Below are 17,997 nucleotides of genomic sequence, written 5' to 3'. Positions count from 1 at the left end.
TCAGCTCCCGTTCAGTTCGTCGCCGCGGCCGGCACGAGGTCGGCCGGCGAGGAGAGGGTGCCGCGGACGGCGGTCGCCGCCGCGACGGGGACGGAGACCAGGTGGGTGCGCCCACCCTTGCCCTGACGGCCCTCGAAGTTGCGGTTGGAGGTCGACGCGCTGCGCTCACCGGGCGCGAGCGTGTCGGGGTTCATGCCGAGGCACATCGAGCAGCCCGCGCCACGCCACTCGGCGCCCGCCTCCTTGAAGATCACGTCGAGGCCCTCGCCCTCGGCCTGCAGCCGCACCCGCGCCGAGCCGGGAACGACGAGCAGGCGGGTGCCCTCGGCGACCTTGTGGCCCTTGATGACCTCGGCCGCGAGGCGCAGGTCCTCGAGACGGCCGTTGGTGCAGGAGCCGATGAAGACGGTGTCGACCCGGACCTCGCGCAGCGGCGTGCCGGCCTTGAGGTCCATGTACTCGAGGGCCCGCTCGGCGGCGATCTGCTCCTGCTCGTCCTCGAAGTCGGAGGGCGCGGGCACGTCGGCGCCGAGGGGTGCACCCTGGCCGGGGTTGGTGCCCCAGGTGACGAAGGGCGTCATCGTCGAGGCGTCGAGCACGATCTCCTCGTCGAAGACGGCGTCCTCGTCGGTGACCAGGGTCTTCCAGTGCGCGACGGCGGCGTCCCAGTCGGCGCCCTTCGGCGCGTGCGGGCGGCCCTCGATGTAGTCGAAGGTCTTCTGGTCGGGCGCGACCATGCCGGCCTTGGCACCCCACTCGATGCTGAGGTTGCACAGCGTCATCCGGCCCTCCATCGAGAGCTCCTCGACGGCCTGGCCGCGGTACTCGACGATGTAGCCCTGGCCGCCGCCGGTGCCGGCGTGGGTGATCAGGGTGAGCGCCATGTCCTTGGCGGTGACGCCCGCCGGCAGGCTGCCGTTGATGGTCACGGCCATCGTCTTGGGCTTGGCCTGCATCAGGGTCTGGGTCGCGAGCACGTGCTCGACCTCGGAGGTGCCGATGCCGTGCGCGATCGAGCCGAAGGCGCCGTGGGTGCTGGTGTGGCTGTCACCGCAGACGATCGTCATGCCCGGCTGGGTCAGGCCGAGCTGGGGACCGATGATGTGCACGATGCCCTGGTCGGCGTCGCCGAGGCGGTGCAGCGGTACGCCGAACTCCGTGGCGTTCTTGCGCAGCGCCTCGATCTGGGTGCGCGATACGGGGTCCGCGATCGGCTTGTCCCAGTCCAGCGTCGGGACGTTGTGGTCCTCGGTCGCGAGCGTGAGCTCGGGATGACGCACCGGCCGCCCGGCGAGCCGGAGGCCGTCGAACGCCTGCGGCGAGGTCACCTCGTGGACGAGGTGGAGGTCGATGTAGAGCAGGTCCGGCTCTCCCGGGGCCGACCGCACGACGTGCTCGTCCCACACCTTCTCCGACAGGGTCCTGCCCATGATCACTCCCTCGTGACGTACCGCTTCCGATGGTGGAAGAGTACGCCGCCAATCCCATGATCTGAGACGTCAATCTCGACATTCGAGACGAAGGTTCGCCGCCCCGGTGCCGGTGCGGGACGCGTCACACCTCTTGCATCCCATGATCCGAGACGGGAGTATTGGCATATGGACAACTCCAGCGGTGTGGGCGTGCTCGACAAGGCAGCACTGGTGCTGACCGCACTCGAGTCCGGGCCGGCCACCCTCGCCGGCCTGGTGGCCGCGACCGGCCTGGCCCGTCCGACCGCGCATCGCCTCGCCGTTGCGCTCGAGCACCACCGGCTGGTCGCCCGCGACATGCAGGGTCGCTTCGTCCTCGGCCCCCGGCTCGCCGAGCTCTCCGCCGCCGCCGGCGAGGACCGACTGCTCGCTACCGCGGGCCCGGTGCTGGCCCGGCTGCGCGACATCACCGGGGAGTCCGCCCAGCTCTGGCGCCGCCAGGGCGAGCACCGCGTGTGCGTCGCCGCGGCCGAGCGCCCCAGCGGACTGCGCGACACCATCCCGGTCGGCTCGCAGCTCACCATGCGCGCCGGCTCGGCCGCGCAGGTGCTGCTGGCCTGGGAGGACCCCGAGCGCATGCACCGCGGCCTGCAGAACGCCGCGTTCTCGGCGGCCGCACTCTCCGGCATCCGCCGCCGCGGCTGGGCCCAGTCCGTCGGCGAGCGCGAGCAGGGCGTCGCCTCGGTGTCGGCACCCGTCCGCTCCCCCAGCGGCAAGATCATCGCCGCGGTCTCGGTCTCCGGCCCGTTGGAGCGGCTGTCCCGGCAGCCCGGGCGGATGCACGCTCCCGCCGTGCTCGCCGCCGCGGAGCGGCTCTCCGAGTCGCTGCGCCGCGCCGCTGCGGAGTAGTCCCCGGACGGAGCCAGCTCAGCCGATCCGGCCCAGCGCGAGGCCGGCCAGCATCAGGCACGAGACCGTCTCGCTGTCGTGGATGGCTCCCGTGCGCACCATGCCCAGGACGTCGTCCCAGGGCACGGTGAGCACCTCGGAGATCCCCTCCTCCGCCTGGCTGCCCCCGCCCTCGTCGGCGAGGCCCTGGGCCAGGAACACCTCGGCCCGGGCGTCCGCGACGCCGTTGAGGGAGAAGACCCGACCGAGGTGGGTCCAGGTGGCCGCCGTACGCCCGGTCTCCTCGCGCAGCTCCCGCCGGGCCGCGACCAGCGGCTCCTGCCCGTCCGAGCCGCCGGCCGGCACCTCGAGCGAGTCCCGGCCGATCGGGTAGCGGAACAGCCGGATGAGCAGCACCTCACCCTCTTCGGTCACCGGGACGATGAACACGGCCGGGTGGCGCACCTCGGTCACGCCGTATACGCCGGTGCTGCCGTCGGGCCGCGTGACCTCGTCCTCGCGCACCCGGATCCAGGCGTTCTCGTAGGCCGTCCGGGTCGCGTGCGTCTGCCAGCCGCTCATGGGCACAGCGTGACAGCCACCCGATCGGCCGACGTCAGAACAGCGCGTCCTGCTCCAGCTCCAGGAGCAGCTGCTTGCGCTCCAGGCCGCCGGCGTACCCGGTGAGGGTGCCGTTGGCGCCGATCACCCGGTGGCACGGGATCACGATCGGGATCGGGTTGCGGCCGTTGGCCAGGCCCACCGCACGCGAGGCGGCGTTGGTCATGCCGAGCCGGTGGGCGACCTGGCCGTACGACGCGGTTTCGCCGTACCCGATCGCGACGAGCTCGGCCCAGACCCGCCGCTGGAAGTCGCTGCCCACGGGCGCGAGCGGGAGGTCGAACTCCTTGAGGTCACGGTCGAAGTAGGCGCGCAGCTGGCGCGCGGTCTCGACCAGCATCGGGTGCGCGTCGTCGCGGTCGCCGCGGACCCGGCCGTCGCCGTCGCGGAAGGGCGAGAACTCGATGGCGGTGATCGCGTCGTGGCGCTCGACGAGCCGGAGCTCGCCGATCGGTGAGTCGATGACGGTCCACATGGTCAGCTCTCCTGAAGGGTGGCGGGGACGGGCGGCATGAGGGTGTTCCACAGGTGCATCAGGGCGTAGGAGCGCCAGGGTCGCCAGCGCTCGCTCGCGGCGACGACCGCGCCCGGGTCGTGGCCCAGCCCGGTCAGGGCGTTGCGCACGCCGACATCGGTCGGCAGGAAGACGTCGGGGTGGGCGAGCGCCCGCATCGCGACGTAGTCGGCCGTCCATGGCCCGACGCCGGGCAGCTCCAGCAGCCGGCGGCGTACGACGTCGCGGTCGGGTCCGCGGTCGAGGGCGACGGCACCGGACGCGAGCGCCGCGCACAGCCCGACCAGGGCCCGACCGCGGGACCGCGGCATGGGCAGGGTCGCCGGGTCGAGCGCGGCCAGGGTGGCGGCGGACGGGAAGAGATGGGTCAGCCCGGGGATGCCGGTGTCGACCGGGGTGCCGTGCTCGGCGACCAGCCGGCCGGTGACGGTGCAGGCGCCGGCCACGCTGACCTGCTGACCGATCACGGTGCGGACCGCGACCTCGTCGCCGTCGACCTGACCAGGGACCCGCAGGCCGGGCGTGGCCCGGGCGAGCGGGCCGACCACCGGGTCGCCGGCGAAGTGGTCGCCTACCGCCACCGGGTCGCAGTCGGCGTCGACCAGGCGGCGCGCGCGCTCCACGGCGGCCGTCGTGTCCCGCAGGTCGGTGAGCGCGAAGGTCGCCGCGACGAAGGCCGTCTCGCCGCTGGTCGTGGCGTCGTCGACGTCGAGTCGGACCGTGCCGGGTCCGTGCGGGAGGTCCAGGGTGCGGGCGTACCAGCCCGGGCCCGCGGCCTCCACGCCCGGGATCAGGTGGTGCGCCAGGAAGTCGAGCAGCGCCCGGCCCGCGAAGGGGGTGCGGACCGCGAGCCGCATCGAGACGGTGCCGGTCGTCGCCCGGGCGCTCCCCCGGCGACCGCGCAGCTCGGTCGGGCTGGCGGAGTAGACCTCGCGGATCGTGTCGTTGAACTGGCGCACGCTGGAGAACCCCGCCGCGAACGCGACATCGGTGTGCGACAGCGCGGTGGTCTCGATCAGGACCCGGGCGGTCTGGGCACGCCGGGCCCGGGCCAGGGCGAGCGGACCCGCGCCGAGCTCGGCGGTGAGGATCCGGCTCAGGTGGCGCGGGGTGTAGCCGACCCGGCCCGCCAACCCGTCCACGCCCTCCCGGTCGACGACGCCGTCGGCGATCAGCCGCATCGCGCGGCCGGCCGCGGTCGCGGAGACGTCCCAGTCGGGGCTGCCGGGCGTCGCGTCCGGGAGGCAGCGCTTGCAGGCGCGGTAGCCGGCCGCCTGGGCCGCGGCCGCGCTCGGGTGGAAGGTCACGTTGGCGTACCCCGGGGTGCGTGCGGGGCAGCTGGGTCGGCAGTAGATGCCGGTCGTGCGGACCGCGGTGTAGAAGACGCCGTCGAAGCGACGGTCGCGCGACTTCACCGCGCGGTAGCACGACTCGGGGTCGAGGTGCCCCGCCGGTGTCGTCCCGCTCGTCGTCATGGCCTCATCCTCCCTCATCCCACCGACACCTTCTGGCGGAAATCGGACACGGGGACCACCGGCCGAGCGGCTCGCCTGTCGCCTGAGAGATTGTCAAGAATGTGTGACGTCGGTGCCGATCCGGCCGATATCCGGGCGGCCGGATGCCACGATGACCCCGTGGCCGACGACGAGCAGCCGCCGGCCGCGCCGGCACCCGCGACCCAGTCCCTCCGGACTCGCCGGCGTCGCCTCTCCCCCGTGCTGACGGTCATTCTCGTCACCCAGCTCGTCGTCGCGATCCTGACGGCCGGCACCGTGTACGTCGTCGTCCGCCAGCTCGACGACGAGCTCGGGCCGGGGCTGGCGATCCCGCACTCGGGGGACGACAAGCCCGAGGCGGACGGCCCGAAGGAGCCGCTGAACATCCTGGTGATGGGCTCCGACGACCGGAGCTGTGCGGGCTGCGGGATCGACGGCGAGAGCGGCGGGGGCGGGTCCGACGTGACGATGCTGCTGCACGTCTCCGCGGACCGGCAGGAGGCGTACGGCGTGAGCCTGCCGCGCGACGCCATCGTCGACCGCCCCGACTGCGTGGACCACGAGGGCGAGGAGATCCCCGGCGAGGACGCGGTCCTGTTCAACACGGCGTTCGCCGTGGGCGGCCCGCTGTGCACCGTCCAGCTGGTGGAGACGCTGACGGGCGTCTTCGTCGACCACTTCATCGTGCTCGACTTCCGGGGCTTCAAGGAGATGGTCGACGCGGTCGACGGGGTGCAGGTGTGCATCCCGAAGGAGGTGCGCGACGAGAAGCACGACATCTTCCTCGACGCGGGCACCCAGGAGCTCACCGGCGCGCAGGCGCTCGACTACGTGCGCGAGCGCTACACCCTGTCCGTCACCGGTGACATCGGCCGGATGAAGCGGCAGCAGGCCTTCGTGGCGTCGATGATCAACAAGCTGCTCTCGGCCAACACGCTGAGCCAGCCCACCAAGGTCCGCAACTTCCTCCAGGCCGTCGTCGGCTCGATCCAGGTCGACGACGAGCTCGACCGGGTCAAGGACCTCGCCGACCTGGCGATGCAGTTCCGCGAGACCGGCCTGAGCGACATCAAGTTCATCACCGTGCCGATCGAGGACTACGCCCTCGACGCGAACCGGCTGCAGTGGACCGCCGACGCCGACCGGCTGTGGCAGCGGATCATCGCCGACGCCCCCTTGGGTCGCGGCTTCAGCGACAGCTCCATCAGCGCCGCGAAGCCGCCCTCCAGCCAGTCGCCCACGCCGACCGCCGGAGCCACCGCCTCGGTCGAGCAGGAGCAGGAGAGGGCCGACGCCCAGGCCGCCGGCCTCTGCGCCTGAGCGCCTGAGGGGAAATGCCGCAGGGCCCTGACCAGCATCTCTGCTGCTCAGGGCCCTGCGGACGGTGTACCCCCGACCGGATTCGAACCGGCGCTAACGCCGTGAGAGGGCGCCGTGCTAGGCCGCTACACAACGGGGGCATGTCGTCTGGATCGGCCCCTAAGAGCCCCTCCGAACGACCTGCGAAACTCTAACCGAGGCTGTCGTTTCGCTCAAAATCGCGGTGTTTCCGACTTCGGAACTGCCGCGATCTCGCTGGGATACTAGGACTCGAACCTAGAATAACTGGACCAGAACCAGTCGTGTTGCCAATTACACCATATCCCAATGGCGCACCTTTTCCGGTGCCGTACGGCTCGTCTCGAACCGAGAAGAAACACTACACGCGAGGTCGCGGCGCCTCCAAAACGGGCGCCTCCGAGCGGGTCCGCAGGCCCGTCGCCCGGGCCACCAGCAGGGTCAGGCCGAGGAACGACAGCGACTGCGTGAGCGTGACGGGGAGGCTCCACCAGGTGCCGCCCGTGGGGTTCAGCACCGTCGCCATCTCGCCGAACGCCAGCGCCACCCCGAAGGCCAGGAAGTTGTTCAGCACGTGCATCGCGATGCCCGCCTCCAGGCCGCCGGTCCAGACGACGAGGAGACCGGCGACCACCCCGAAGGCGAAGCGGTCGAAGAAGACCGGCGGGTCCTGCGCACCGTGGGCGAGCGCGAACAGCAGCGCCGGGCCCAGCACCGCGAGCCAGGGCGAGCGCACCAGCCCGCCGAACGCCTGGGTGAGGTAGCCCCGGAAGACGTACTCCTCCCCCGCGGCCTGCAGCGGGGTCAGCAGCACGATGACGAGCAGGAAGTCGCGGGTCGTGCTGGTGAAGTCGTTGAGGCTCCCGCTGAGCTCGGTGCCGTCGGTCTGGGCCGGCAGCAGCGCGCTGACGACCACGGTCATCAGCAGCGAGACCACGGCGAGGCCGAAGCAGGCCAGCAGCCAGCCCCACCGGATCCGGGGCAGGACCGAGGCCAGCCAGCGCGGCCGCAGGCCGTGCAGCGACCGCATCAGCAGCCAGGTGACCGGGATCATCGCCGCGATCGCGACATTCAGGTACGCCAGCGCCAGCGGGGTGACCTTGTCGGTGTCGAGCATCCGATCCACCGTCGAGGTGACGTCGGCGCCGGAGGCCGCGATGCCGACGGTGAACGTCGCCAGCACTCCGAACGGCACGACCACCACGAAGGCGGCGAGCAGGCCCAGCACCCCCACCACCGGTCGCCACCAGGCCCACGGTCCGAGCCGCTGCAGCCGGTGGTACTCCAGCCGCCCGCCCTCCATCAGCTCGGCTCTCAACTCACCGCGGAGCGCAGCCGCGCGAGGCTCCGCTCGCGACCGAGCAGCTCCATCGACTCGAACAGCGGCGGCGAGATCCGCTTGCCCGTGACGGCCACCCGGACCGGACCGTAGGCGTTGCGCGGCTTGAAGCCGAGCTCGTCGACCAGCTTGGCCTGCAGCGCCTCCTGGAGGGACGCGGTGGACCACTGGGTGAGCGGCTCCACGGCGTCGTACGCCGCCTGCACGACCCGTCGGCCGTCCTCGGTGAGGACCTTGGCGACGTCGGTCTCGTCACGGACGAAGTCGTCCTCGGCGACGAAGAGGAAGCCGAGCATGTCGACGGCCTCGGTGAGCTTGTTGATCCGCTCGCCGACCAGGGGCATGGCCAGCTCGAGCAGCTGGGCGTCGGCGTCGCCGACGGGGTCGCCGACCACGCCCGCCGCCTTCAGGTGCGGGAGCACCCGGTGGGTCAGCTCGTCGAGCGGGAGCAGCCGCAGGTGCGAGGCGTTGATCGCCTCGGCCTTCTTGAGATCGAAGCGCGCCGGGTTGGGGTTGACGTCGCCGATGTCGAAGGCCTCGACCATCTCCGCCAGCGAGAAGACGTCGCGGTCGGCGGCGATCGACCAGCCCAGCAGGGCCAGGTAGTTCAGCAGCCCCTCGGGCAGGAAGCCCTGGTCGCGGTAGGCGAGCGCGTGCGCCTCCGGGTCGCGCTTGGAGAGCTTCTTGTTGCCCTCGCCCAGCACGTAGGGCAGGTGGCCGAACTGCGGCGTCTGCTGGGCGATCCCGAGCTCGGTGAGGGCGGCGTACAGCGCGAGCTGGCGGGGCGTGCTGGAGAGCAGGTCCTCGCCCCGGAGCACGTGGGTGATCTCCATCAGCGCGTCGTCGACCGGGTTGACCAGCGTGTAGAGCGGGTCGCCGTTCGCGCGGCACAGCGCGTAGTCGGGGACGAACTGGGTCTCGAACGTGACCTCGCCGCGGACCAGGTCGGTCCAGGTGATCGACCCGTCGGGCATCCGGAACCGGACGACCGGCTTGCGTCCGTCCGCCACGAACGCGGCGACCTGCTCGTCGGTGAGCTCGCGGCAGAAGCCGTCGTACCCCATCACCTTGGAGCCGGAGGCCTTGCGGCGCGCGTCGACCTCCTCGGTGGTGCAGTAGCAGTCGTAGGTGAACCGCGACTCGCGCAGCCGGGCCAGGGCGTCGGCGTACAACTCACCGCGCTCGCTCTGGAAGTACGGAGCGTGCGGGCCGCCGACCTCGGGGCCCTCGTCCCAGTCCAGGCCGAGCCAGCGCATCAGGTCGATGATCGAGTCGTAGGACTCCTGGGTGGAGCGGGCCTTGTCGGTGTCCTCGATCCGGACCACGAAGGTGCCGCCGTGGTGGCGGGCGAAGGCCCAGTTGAACAGGGCGGTGCGCACGAGGCCGACGTGCGGGCTGCCCGTCGGGGACGGGGCCATGCGGACGCGGACGGTCGGGGCGGTCGGGGCAGTCATGGGGGTCGCTTCTACCTTGCTTTCACGGTGTTCGTGAGGGTGCCGAGGCCGGCGATCGAGATCTCGACCTCGTCGCCGACGTTCATGGGACCGACGCCCTCGGGGGTACCGGTCAGGATGACGTCGCCCGGGAGCAGCGTCATGATGCTCGAGACGTGGGCGACGAGCGCGGGGATGTCGAAGACCATGTCGGCGGTGCTGCCGTCCTGCACGGTCTCGCCGTTGAGGTGGGTCTGGATCCGGACGCCGTCCTTGAAGGTCTGCGGGTCCAGGTCGGTCTCGATCCAGGGACCGAGCGGGCAGAACGAGTCGAAGCCCTTCGCCCGGGTGAAGTGGCCGTCGCGGCGCTGCAGGTCGCGGGCGGTCACGTCGTTGGCGATGGTGTAGCCGTGGATGACGTCGGTGGCCTTCTCGACCGGGACGTCGCGGCAGATCCGGCCGATGACGACCGCCAGCTCGCCCTCGTAGTGCACCTCGCTGCTCTGCGGCGGGTAGAACACCGGGTCGCCCGGGCCGACGACGCTGGTGTTCGGCTTCAGGAACATGATCGGCTCGGACGGGACCTCGTTGCCGAGCTCGGCGGCGTGGGCGGCGTAGTTGCGGCCGATGCCGACGACCTTGCTGCGCGGCAGCACCGGCGCGAGCAGCCGGACGTCCTCGAGCCGGTGCTCGGTGTCGAGCAGCTTGACGCCGACGTACAACGGGTCGCCGGCGAGCGCGACGATGACGCTGTCCTCGCTGGGCTGGCCGTACTCGTCGACCTCCCCGGTCACGACGCCGTACTGGGGGTCCTCACCTGTGGTGAACCTCGCGATGCGCACCCTGTGACCCTAGCGACCTAGGCTCGAGCCTCGTGGAGGTGCTGGAGGAGTCGACCTGGCGCGCGTGCGTCAGCGCACACGCGGAGCGGGTCGACGCGTTCGTCGGACCCCACCTGGCCCGCCGTGGGTCGGGGGTCAAGCACCCGGTGCACGACTTCCTGTTCACCTACTACTCGCAGCGGCCGGCCCAGCTGCGGCGGTGGCACCCGGGGTACGGCGTGCAGCTCGCCGGCGACCCCTCGTCGTACGACGGACTGAAGGGCTATGGGGTCTCGACCGGTCCGACAGGCTCGACCGTGGGAGTCACCTCGTCCCACGTCGTGGCGCAGCGGCCGGTGCTCGAGTCGCTGCACCGACTGCTGAGCGCGACCGCGGCGCGGCCGGCCAACTTCGGCTGCTTCGGGCTGCACGAGTGGGCGATGGTGCACCGGCTCGCCGACGACGAGACCAGGCACGCCGACTGGCCGCTGCGCCTCGGCGGCACCGGCACCGACGAGGTCGTCGAGTCGCACCGGATCGCCTGCTCGCACTTCGACGCCTTCCGGTTCTTCACGCCGTCGGCGGTGTCCCTCAACACGCTCCGCCCGACCGCTGCGGACCGGCCGGAGTTCGAGCAGCCGGCCTGCCTGCACGCCGGGATGGACCTCTACAAGCACGCGTTCCGGCTGACGCCGATGATCTGCTCCGACCTGGTCGCGGACTGCTTCGAGCTGGCCCGCGACATCCGGGTGCTCGACATGCGCGCCTCGCCGTACGACCTGGCCGACCTGGGCTTCGAGCCGATCCCGATCGAGACGGCCGCCGGCAAGGCGACGTACGCCGAGGCGCAGCGCGGCTTCGCCGCGCGGGGTGCGCCGCTGCGGGCCCGGCTGGTCGCGGAGTGCGAGCGACTGCTCGCGGTCTGATCGGCCGGCCGAGCCCCCGAGCAGTGGGGCCTTCGCCCCTCACGACGCGAGGAGGCCGCGCCTAGCGTCGAGGCATGGGACACCCGTGCCGCAGTGCCTGATCCGGCTCGGTGAGCCGTGATCGCTGTGCGAGCCGGGGGCGACCGGCGATTGGGCCGACTCGAAAGGATGGCGCGAACCGATCGAGCATTGGTTCGCGACCGTGGCATCCGCGGTGTTCAAGGCTGTCCCGTTCGTGCACGCCGTCACCGACGACGAGGTGTCGGACTCCGAACCGTCCGAGGTCGAGCAGGGACTGCAAGGACTGTTCAGGCGCAGCCCCGAGGGCGGTCTGGAGGTCGAGCCAGTCCAGACCTGGTCCTGATGGTCGAGATCCTCCGGGAATCCTGGCTCCCCTCCGCGGTCGTGGGTCAATGTCGAGTCGTTTCAGCGCGAAGCCCTCGTCAGACACCGGTGCACAAGAACTCGGGTTCGCCGAGGACGTGCCAGGACTCCACGTCGTCGAGCCCCGAGGTCCCGCCGGGCGTGGTGTCGAACAGCTGGATCCCTAATCTGTACGGCTTGGCGAGGGATCCACCGCCAGATCGTCACGGTCACGGGCTTGGAGACGACGACCCGGTTCCCCCTCTGGTAGGCGACCGCCCCCCGGTACCGCTGGCTGTTCTCGCCCGTGGCGACCTCCTTGCAGGCGACCTTCTTCCTGCCTCGGACCCTGAGCGACTTCACCGGATCCCAGGACGGGTCACCGAAGAGGGTGAGCCGGAACTTCAGCAACGTCACGCGAGTCGCCCGGGCGGGCGACCTGATGGTCGCCGTCAGGGTCAAGCGGTCCCCCTCGTCGACCTGCTTCGCCGACACCTTCAGCACCGGACGCGAGCGCCCGTCTCACGCAGATCTACCGGCGACGGCGAGCCAGCCAGGCGGCGCGCGCGGCGCGCTCGTCGCCGTTCATGCGGGCGAATACTCGCAGGTCGACGCCGGGTGGGCAGTAGCCGACTCGTCGACGTTCCAGGGCCAGGACGTACCACCAAGGAGGGCGCAGGTTCGACTTCCGACGGTTGTGCCCGCGACAGAGAGCCTGGCCTTTGCTCGCGACGGTGGGTCCGCCCTTCGACCAGGGATAGATGTGGTCGACCTCGTTCGCCTCCTTCCGACAGCGTCCCGCCACCAGGAAGATCGGCCCCTCGCATCGGCCGCCGGCGCGGCTCAGGACCGTCTGGCGAGCGGCGAAGCGGAACCCCCGCCAGGGGTCACGACGCTGGAACGGGCGGGGACCTCGACCCGGCAGCGGAGAGGCCGCAGCACGTCCAGGAGCGCGGGCAAGTGTCCGTCACGGGAAGGAGTGTCGCCGCAACGCCCTTGTTGTCGCGGCCGAATCGCAGGAAGAACTCCGGCGGGCGTCAGTCATCGAGACGAGTCGTGCCACCTCGGAAGTACCGCCGGTCTACGTCCGCCGGTGGAACCGCACGCCGCCATCGGCGAGTCGTTCGGTGGAGTAGCTCGGGTCGTGGGCTCGATGGTGGTGGTGGGAGCAGAGCAGCATCCCGTCGGCCAGGTCTGTGCGGCCGCCGGCGGCCCAGGGGGTGCCGGCGTGGTGGGCCTCGCACCAGGGGGCCGGGATCTGGCAGCCCTCGGCGCGGCATTCGCGGTCGGTGAGGGCGAGGGCGCGGCGTTGGGCGCGGGTGAAGAGGCGTTGGGAGCGGCCGAGGTCGAGTACCTCGCCCTTCCCGCCGAGGACGGCGGGGACGATCTGGGCGGTGCAGGCAAGGCGGCGGGCCTCCTCGGCGGTGATCCGGTCGACCGAGTCGCCGGGGGCCGGGTTGCCGAGGGTGGCGGTGCCGAGCTCCGCGCGGAGCGAGTCGAGGCTCATGGTGATGACGAGGGTGGTGGCGTCGCCGCCGTGGATGGGCAGCCGTGTGGGGTCGAGGGTCTCCAGGAGCTGGCAGAACGCGGCCGCGGCCTTGCGTCCGTATGGGACGGGGCGGGCGGTCGGCTCGCCGGATTTCGAGACGGGCCTTCGTCCCTCCTCGACCGGCGTCGGGTCGACGGCGTCGTCGCGGCGGGGGTTGGTGAAGGCGTGCAGGTAGGTCGCGAGCCGGGCGGCGGAGGCGTCCGGGATCAGGCCACTGATCCGCGTGATCCCATCGCCCTGGGCCCGGAGGCCCAACCGCATCCGTTGGTGGGCGGATGCCTCCAGGTTGGCGAGGTGGCGGGCCTCGGCGGCCTCGGCGAGGTCGGGGGCGATGACGTCGAGGATCCGGCGACCCAGGCGGCGCAGCTCGATGGGATCGAAGCGCGCGGCGTAGGCCACCAGCGCGGCCTCGGCCTGGTCGACCACGCAGGCGTCGACCTCGGGCGGGAGCTCGGCGAGGGACGCCGCGATCGCGTGTGCTTGGTCGAGGTTCACCCCACCTTCTCGGACCGCCGCAGCCAGGACCGGGCGGTCGGCCAGTGCCAGGGCGAGGCGGAGGTCGGCGGCGCAGTCACCACGGCGTCGCCTGGTAGAGGCGGCGGCCCAGGCGCCGACGTCCCGGGCGCCCGTGTCCTCGGCCACGTCGCTCGCGTCGGCGGTAACCCGGAGCCGCAGCTCGCCCACCCGGTCCTCGATCGCGGCCAGCTCGACCAGAGCGGCGGCCTTGTCGGGGGTGGTCATGAACGCCGGGTTCACATCGGCCACCGACTTCAGCACATGGTCCAGCTCGCGGGTGGCGACCCGGATCGGGTGGTTCATGCGAGCCTCCGAGAGCTCTCCACAAACGTGCGGGATGATGCGTCCAATTCTAGTCGAACGCACGTTCGATCGCTTGGATCTTCCACAGGCCCTCGCACGTGTCATGTCTCAGGACGTCGGTGACAGTTCTGAATCAAGACATCGGTGACGCTTCTGGTGGTCTTGGTGGTGACACTTCTGCCCTGCAGTGGCCTAATGACGCGCCCCGCGGCGCGATCTCGACGTGCTGCTCCGAGCACGAAATCTCCTCCGAGTCGTTCTAGCGCTACCCAGGCTCGCGAAGGCCGACGGGCCAGCCGCGGTGCTCGCGCCCCGATCGGGCTGGACCACGGGCCGATCAGCGTGCACGACAGGATGCGCGCGCTGGGCCTCGATCTGGCCCGGGCACCGAGGCGATCACCGGCAAGCCGTACCTGCCGACCACCCAGGTCAAGAACGAACGCCCCACCAAACGGTCCCCGACCGGGTCCACCCCGGGCGCGGGGGTGGGAGGCCACGGCAACAGCCCGAGGCGCGACCTCCTGAACACCGTCGGCACCACCGCCCCCACGTACCCTCCTCCCGTGACGCACGAGGGGCACCCGGGGCACGCCGTGCTGCAGCTGCCCGTGCCGGCGCTCGAGCCGTTCGTCCGGGGCCGGCACGAGTTCTACGACCCCGGGTTCGTCTCGGCCGACCCGGCGTTCGTGCACGCGCACATCACCGCGCTCGGGCCGTTCCTGCCCGAGCCGACCCCAGCCGACCGGCACCGGGTGGCGCGGGTGGTGGCGAGCACCCCGCCGTTCGACTTCGTGCTGGGGCAGGTTGCGACCTTCCCCAACGGGATCATCCACCTGGTGCCGGACCCGCTGCGGCCGTTCCAGGAGCTGACGATGCGGCTCTTCGAGGCCTTCCCCGCGTGCCCGCCGTACGCCGGGAGGTACGACGAGGTGCTCCCCCACCTCACCCTCGACCTGCGCTCGGAGGCGGTCAGCGAGGACTCGACCCGGGCGGCGCTTCAGCACCTGCTGCCGGTGCGCTGCCGCGCGGAGCGGCTCGACCTGGCCTGGTGGGAGGACGGCGGCTGCCGGGTGCTGGATTCCTGGCCGCTCGGCGACTCTGTGTGAGGGTGGATCCATGCGACTGCTCTCGGCCCTGCTGGCGCTGCCCCTGCTGCTCGTCCTCTCCCCGGTCGCGCCGGCCGGCGCCGCGCCCGACCCGCGCTGGGAGTTCTTCACCTCCGACCGGACCCGCTACACGTCGCCGTGGTTCGCCGGCTCGCACCGGATCATGATCCCGTTCGGCTGCACACGGGCGCCGTACTACTCACCCGACTCGCGCTGCCGGGACGGGCGCGGCTTCCACCACGGCCTCGACCTCGCGATGCCGTGCGGCACCCGGCTGTTCGCCCGGACCCGACTGCGGGTGGTCGACAACGGCTCGCTGGGGCCGGCATACGGGGCGAACCCGCTCCTGCTGCGCAGCCGCAGCAAGGGCTTCGACGTCGTCATCGGCCATACCCGGCGGGTCCACGTGAAGCGCGGCGACGTCGTACGACGCGGACAGCTGATCGCCCGCGCCTCCGACGACGGCGCTCCCGACGGCTGCCACCTGCACTTCGAGCGGCGGGCGGTCGGAGGCGGGCTGTCGACCGCCGTCGGGCCGAGGGAGCTGCTCGCGCTGGCGCCTCGCCGCTGAGAACGTCAGGCGTTGCCCGAGAGCCCCTGAGTGACGCGGGCCCGGATGCCGTCGACCACGATCCCCAGCCCGAGCGCGAAGTCGGAGGACTCCCGCGGGGCGTCGGCGATCGCGCCGGCGCTGCCGGCCTGCAGGTGGGTCTGCTCGTCGGAGACATGGCCGAAGACGAAGTGCAGCAGGGTGCGCGCGGCGACCGGCACCAGGTCGGCGGGCAGGTCGCCGGAGGCGAGGGCGGCGCTCAGGGCGTCGTACGGCGCCCGCGCACCGAGGCCGAAGGAGTGCACCGTCGCCACCAGCTCGGCGCCGTCGCGGTAGGCCAGCATCGCGTCGCGCAGCCCGCCGCAGACGGCGACGACCTGGACGTCCCACGAGCCGCCACCCGCCGGTCGGACGCCGCGCGCGAGCAGCTCGTCGGCGACGGCCGCGAGCAGCAGCTGCTTGTTGGCGAAGTGGTGGTAGAGCGCGCTCGGCTGCACGCCCAGCTCGGCGCCGAGGCGGCGCATCGACAGGTCGGCCAGGCCGTAGGCGTCGAGGACGGCGATCGCCCGGTCCACGACGTCCCCGCGACTGTTGCGCACGCCACACTCCGTTCCGCGGCCGTTGACGACCGACGGCCCCGACCCTAACCTGAACGCCGTTCACCTGACCACTGTTCAGGTCCGTACGACGAAGGATCTCCGATGACCATGACCGACACCACCGCGCCGGCCGCGACCCGCGCCCGCCTCTCCGCGACCGACCTCGCCCTCGTCGCGGCGTTCGCCGCACTGATCGCCGCCTGCACCCTCGTCGGCGGCATCCCCGTCGGCGGCGCCGGCGTCGAGATCACCCTGCAGACCTTCGCGATCACCCTCACCGGGGCACTTCTCGGAGCCGTGCGCGGCACCCTCACGGTCGCCCTGTACCTCGCCCTCGGTGCCGCGGGGCTGCCGGTCTTCTCGGGGCACTCCGCCGGGCTCGGCGTCTTCACCGGGATCACCGCGGGCTACCTGTGGTCGTTCCTGGCGGTCGCGTTCGTCACCGGGTTGCTGGTCCGGTACGTCGCGCGCGGCCGGCGTACCTCCGCCCTGGTCGTCTTTCTCTGCTGCCTGCCGGGCGTCGCCCTGAACCACCTGTTCGGCACCCTCGGCATGGCCGCCTTCTCCGACGTCCCGTTCCGCACCGCGGCCGCCTGGGACGCGCCGTTCTGGCTGGGCGACATCCTGAAGGCCGCCGTCGTCGGCCTGGTCGCCGCCGAGGTGCACCGCGCCTTCCCACGGCTGCTCGAGCGCCGCTGAGCGTGCCGACCCTCGAGCTCGCCGGAGCCGGCGTCACCGTCCCGACGGTCGCCGGCGACCGGGTCGTCCTCGCCCCGACCACCCTCACGCTGAGCGAGCGACGCATCGGCGTGGTCGGCGCCAACGGATCCGGCAAGTCCACCCTGGCCCGACTGCTCAACGGGCTCGTCACCCCGACCGTCGGCCGGGTCCTGGTCGACGGTCTCGACGTGGCGCGGAAGGGCGCGGAGGTACGCCGTCGCGTGGGTTTCGCGTTCACCGACCCCGCGGCGCAGCTGGTGATGCCCACCTGCGTCGAGGACGTCGAGCTGTCGCTGCGCCGCCACGAGCGGAACGGCGAACGCCGGCGGGAGCTCGCGCTCGCGGTGCTGGAGAGGTACGGCCTGGCCGGCCACGCGCACGACAGCGTGCACAGCCTCTCGGGCGGGCAGAAGCAGCTGCTGGCCCTGGCCGGCGTGCTCGCCTCCGAGCCCGCCGTGCTGGTCGCCGACGAGCCGACCACCCTGCTCGACCTGGCCAACACCCGGCGGGTCGGCGACCTGCTCCTCGGGCTCGACCAGCAGGTCGTGCTGGTCACCCACGACCTGGAGCTGGCCCGCCGCTGCGACCGGGTGCTGGTGGTCGCCGACGGGGCGGTGCGCTTCGACGGTCACCCCGACGCGGCGATCGGCGACTACGTGCGGTCGGCGCTCGCATGAGCAGCAACCTGCTCCTCATCGGCATCCACCAGCCGGGCGACACCGTGCTGCACCGGCTGCCCGTCGGCGTGAAGATGACCGCGCTGGCGGCGTACAGCCTCACCGTCGTGCTGGTGCGCAGCCCGACCTGGTCGTGGGCGTTCCTGGCGCTCGCACTGACCGCCGCCCTGGTCGGCCGGATCCGGATCGGCACCCTCGTCCGCGCGGCCCGGTCGGTGCTGGTGATCGCGACCGTGGTCGCCGGGCTGCAGTGGTGGCTCTACGGCCTGCCCAAGGCGGTCGAGACCTTCGTCGACCTGCTCGCCCTCGCGCTCGCCGCCGTGGTGCTGACCGCGACCACGGCCGTCAACGCGATCCTCGACGCGATCGTGCGCTGGCTCGGTCCGTTCCGGCGGTTCGGGGTCAGCCCCGAGCGGGTCGCGCTCACCTTCAGCCTCGCCCTCCAGGCCCTCCCGGGGACGCTCGCACTCGCCCTCGAGACCCGGGACGCCGCCCGGGCCCGCGGTCTCGGCCGGCACCCGCGCGCGTTCCTCACCCCGTTCGTGATCCGGGTCGTCGCGCGCGCCCACGAGACCGGCGACGCGCTGCAGGCGCGCGGTCTCGGCGACTGACCTCGGCTCTCCGGCTCGCCGGGACGGCGGGACGGCGGGACGGCGGGACGGCGGCTCGCCGAGCCGGCGGTGAGCGATCCACCGTCCGCGGGGCCCGGACGGTGGCTGGCTCACCTCCCCCATGGCGCGTCGTGCGGACACGCCCGGCCGGCGGTGCAGGGTCCACGGTCGGTAGGCGCGAAAAGGTGGACCGGGCACCGCTCACTGGCGACCAC

The 17,997-nt window shown here is 72.2% G+C and carries 18 protein-coding genes and 2 tRNA genes; 9 read left to right on the top strand and 11 right to left on the bottom strand.

The genetic code is table 11. The features are described from left to right. Positions 1 to 11 precede the first annotated feature (11 nt). Positions 12 to 1,430, bottom strand: a complete 1,419-nt coding sequence (leuC, locus tag MUB56_RS12500) for a 3-isopropylmalate dehydratase large subunit (protein ID WP_244932218.1) — start codon at positions 1,428 to 1,430, stop codon at positions 12 to 14. A gap of 168 nt (positions 1,431 to 1,598) precedes the next feature. Between leuC and MUB56_RS12495 the strand changes: the two genes are divergently transcribed. Beyond that, positions 1,599 to 2,321, top strand: coding sequence for an IclR family transcriptional regulator (locus MUB56_RS12495; protein WP_090852934.1), 723 nt, complete (start codon positions 1,599 to 1,601; stop codon positions 2,319 to 2,321). An 18-nt stretch (positions 2,322 to 2,339) separates the two neighbouring features. Here the strand turns inward: MUB56_RS12495 and MUB56_RS12490 are convergent, their stop codons facing one another. The 3 genes from MUB56_RS12490 to MUB56_RS12480 are packed head-to-tail and all read right to left on the bottom strand — an operon-like array spanning position 2,340 to position 4,910. After that, on the bottom strand, positions 2,340 to 2,882 hold the full coding sequence (locus MUB56_RS12490; RefSeq protein WP_244932217.1) for an NUDIX hydrolase: 543 nt from the start codon (positions 2,880 to 2,882) through the stop codon (positions 2,340 to 2,342). A gap of 34 nt (positions 2,883 to 2,916) precedes the next feature. Beyond that, positions 2,917 to 3,396, bottom strand: coding sequence for a methylated-DNA--[protein]-cysteine S-methyltransferase (locus MUB56_RS12485; protein WP_244932216.1), 480 nt, complete (start codon positions 3,394 to 3,396; stop codon positions 2,917 to 2,919). Between the two features lie 2 nt (positions 3,397 to 3,398). After that, the gene (locus tag MUB56_RS12480) at positions 3,399 to 4,910 is read right to left on the bottom strand and encodes an AlkA N-terminal domain-containing protein (RefSeq protein WP_244932215.1); all 1,512 of its coding nucleotides are present in this window, start codon (positions 4,908 to 4,910) and stop codon (positions 3,399 to 3,401) included. A 159-nt stretch (positions 4,911 to 5,069) separates the two neighbouring features. On the opposite strand from MUB56_RS12480, the gene MUB56_RS12475 reads away from it, so the two are divergent. Next, entirely contained in the window at positions 5,070 to 6,251 is a 1,182-nt protein-coding gene (locus MUB56_RS12475; RefSeq protein WP_244932214.1) for an LCP family protein, read from the top strand. A gap of 67 nt (positions 6,252 to 6,318) precedes the next feature. Here MUB56_RS12475 and MUB56_RS12470 read toward each other — a convergent pair. From MUB56_RS12470 to MUB56_RS12450, 5 genes are all read right to left on the bottom strand, one after another. Continuing rightward, positions 6,319 to 6,391, bottom strand: a tRNA-Glu gene (locus MUB56_RS12470). A 115-nt stretch (positions 6,392 to 6,506) separates the two neighbouring features. Next, positions 6,507 to 6,578, bottom strand: a tRNA-Gln gene (locus MUB56_RS12465). A gap of 52 nt (positions 6,579 to 6,630) precedes the next feature. Further along, complete coding sequence (locus MUB56_RS12460) at positions 6,631 to 7,587, bottom strand: type II CAAX endopeptidase family protein (RefSeq protein WP_244932213.1); 957 nt, start codon at positions 7,585 to 7,587, stop codon at positions 6,631 to 6,633. Continuing rightward, on the bottom strand, positions 7,584 to 9,062 hold the full coding sequence (gltX, locus tag MUB56_RS12455; protein ID WP_244932212.1) for a glutamate--tRNA ligase: 1,479 nt from the start codon (positions 9,060 to 9,062) through the stop codon (positions 7,584 to 7,586). The genes MUB56_RS12460 and gltX overlap by 4 nt, the downstream gene beginning before the upstream one ends. A gap of 11 nt (positions 9,063 to 9,073) precedes the next feature. Further along, positions 9,074 to 9,883: a fumarylacetoacetate hydrolase family protein gene (locus MUB56_RS12450; protein ID WP_244932211.1), complete on the bottom strand. Its 810-nt coding sequence runs from the start codon at positions 9,881 to 9,883 to the stop codon at positions 9,074 to 9,076. Between the two features lie 32 nt (positions 9,884 to 9,915). Between MUB56_RS12450 and MUB56_RS12445 the strand changes: the two genes are divergently transcribed. Together MUB56_RS12445 and MUB56_RS12440 are read left to right on the top strand one after the other, a co-directional pair. Then, positions 9,916 to 10,788, top strand: coding sequence for a 3-methyladenine DNA glycosylase (locus tag MUB56_RS12445; protein ID WP_244932210.1), 873 nt, complete (start codon positions 9,916 to 9,918; stop codon positions 10,786 to 10,788). Positions 10,789 to 10,990: 202 nt separating this feature from the next. Then, on the top strand, positions 10,991 to 11,152 hold the full coding sequence (locus MUB56_RS12440; protein ID WP_244932209.1) for a hypothetical protein: 162 nt from the start codon (positions 10,991 to 10,993) through the stop codon (positions 11,150 to 11,152). A gap of 1,080 nt (positions 11,153 to 12,232) precedes the next feature. Here the strand turns inward: MUB56_RS12440 and MUB56_RS12435 are convergent. Next, positions 12,233 to 13,519: an HNH endonuclease signature motif containing protein gene (locus tag MUB56_RS12435; protein ID WP_244932208.1), complete on the bottom strand. Its 1,287-nt coding sequence runs from the start codon at positions 13,517 to 13,519 to the stop codon at positions 12,233 to 12,235. A 563-nt stretch (positions 13,520 to 14,082) separates the two neighbouring features. Here MUB56_RS12435 and MUB56_RS12430 point away from each other — a divergent pair. Together MUB56_RS12430 and MUB56_RS12425 are read left to right on the top strand one after the other, a co-directional pair. Continuing rightward, positions 14,083 to 14,625, top strand: a complete 543-nt coding sequence (locus MUB56_RS12430) for a 2'-5' RNA ligase family protein (RefSeq protein WP_244932207.1) — start codon at positions 14,083 to 14,085, stop codon at positions 14,623 to 14,625. 10 nt (positions 14,626 to 14,635) lie between these two features. Then, on the top strand, positions 14,636 to 15,196 hold the full coding sequence (locus MUB56_RS12425) for a M23 family metallopeptidase (RefSeq protein WP_244932206.1): 561 nt from the start codon (positions 14,636 to 14,638) through the stop codon (positions 15,194 to 15,196). Positions 15,197 to 15,201: 5 nt separating this feature from the next. Here the strand turns inward: MUB56_RS12425 and MUB56_RS12420 are convergent, their stop codons facing one another. Beyond that, positions 15,202 to 15,774: a TetR/AcrR family transcriptional regulator C-terminal domain-containing protein gene (locus MUB56_RS12420; RefSeq protein WP_244932205.1), complete on the bottom strand. Its 573-nt coding sequence runs from the start codon at positions 15,772 to 15,774 to the stop codon at positions 15,202 to 15,204. Between the two features lie 102 nt (positions 15,775 to 15,876). Between MUB56_RS12420 and MUB56_RS12415 the strand changes: the two genes are divergently transcribed. From MUB56_RS12415 to MUB56_RS12405, 3 genes are read left to right on the top strand one after another with little or no spacing between them, the layout of a single operon-like run. Beyond that, positions 15,877 to 16,473 (top strand): biotin transporter BioY, encoded by a 597-nt coding sequence (locus MUB56_RS12415; RefSeq protein ID WP_244932204.1) that lies wholly within the window; start codon positions 15,877 to 15,879, stop codon positions 16,471 to 16,473. A 2-nt stretch (positions 16,474 to 16,475) separates the two neighbouring features. Continuing rightward, positions 16,476 to 17,171 carry an ABC transporter ATP-binding protein gene (locus MUB56_RS12410; RefSeq protein ID WP_244932203.1) on the top strand — a complete coding sequence of 232 codons (696 nt, stop codon included), beginning with the start codon at positions 16,476 to 16,478 and terminating at the stop codon, positions 17,169 to 17,171. Beyond that, entirely contained in the window at positions 17,168 to 17,782 is a 615-nt protein-coding gene (locus MUB56_RS12405) for a CbiQ family ECF transporter T component (RefSeq protein WP_244932202.1), read from the top strand. Before MUB56_RS12410 ends, MUB56_RS12405 begins: the two co-directional genes overlap by 4 nt. The last annotated feature ends 215 nt before the right edge of the window (positions 17,783 to 17,997 follow it).

The organism is Nocardioides sp. W7, from assembly GCF_022919075.1.
Taxonomy (GTDB): Bacteria; Actinomycetota; Actinomycetes; order Propionibacteriales; family Nocardioidaceae; genus Nocardioides.
The sequence above is the reverse complement of the archived record's forward strand: the minus strand, read 5'-3'. Positions and strand labels throughout refer to the sequence as shown.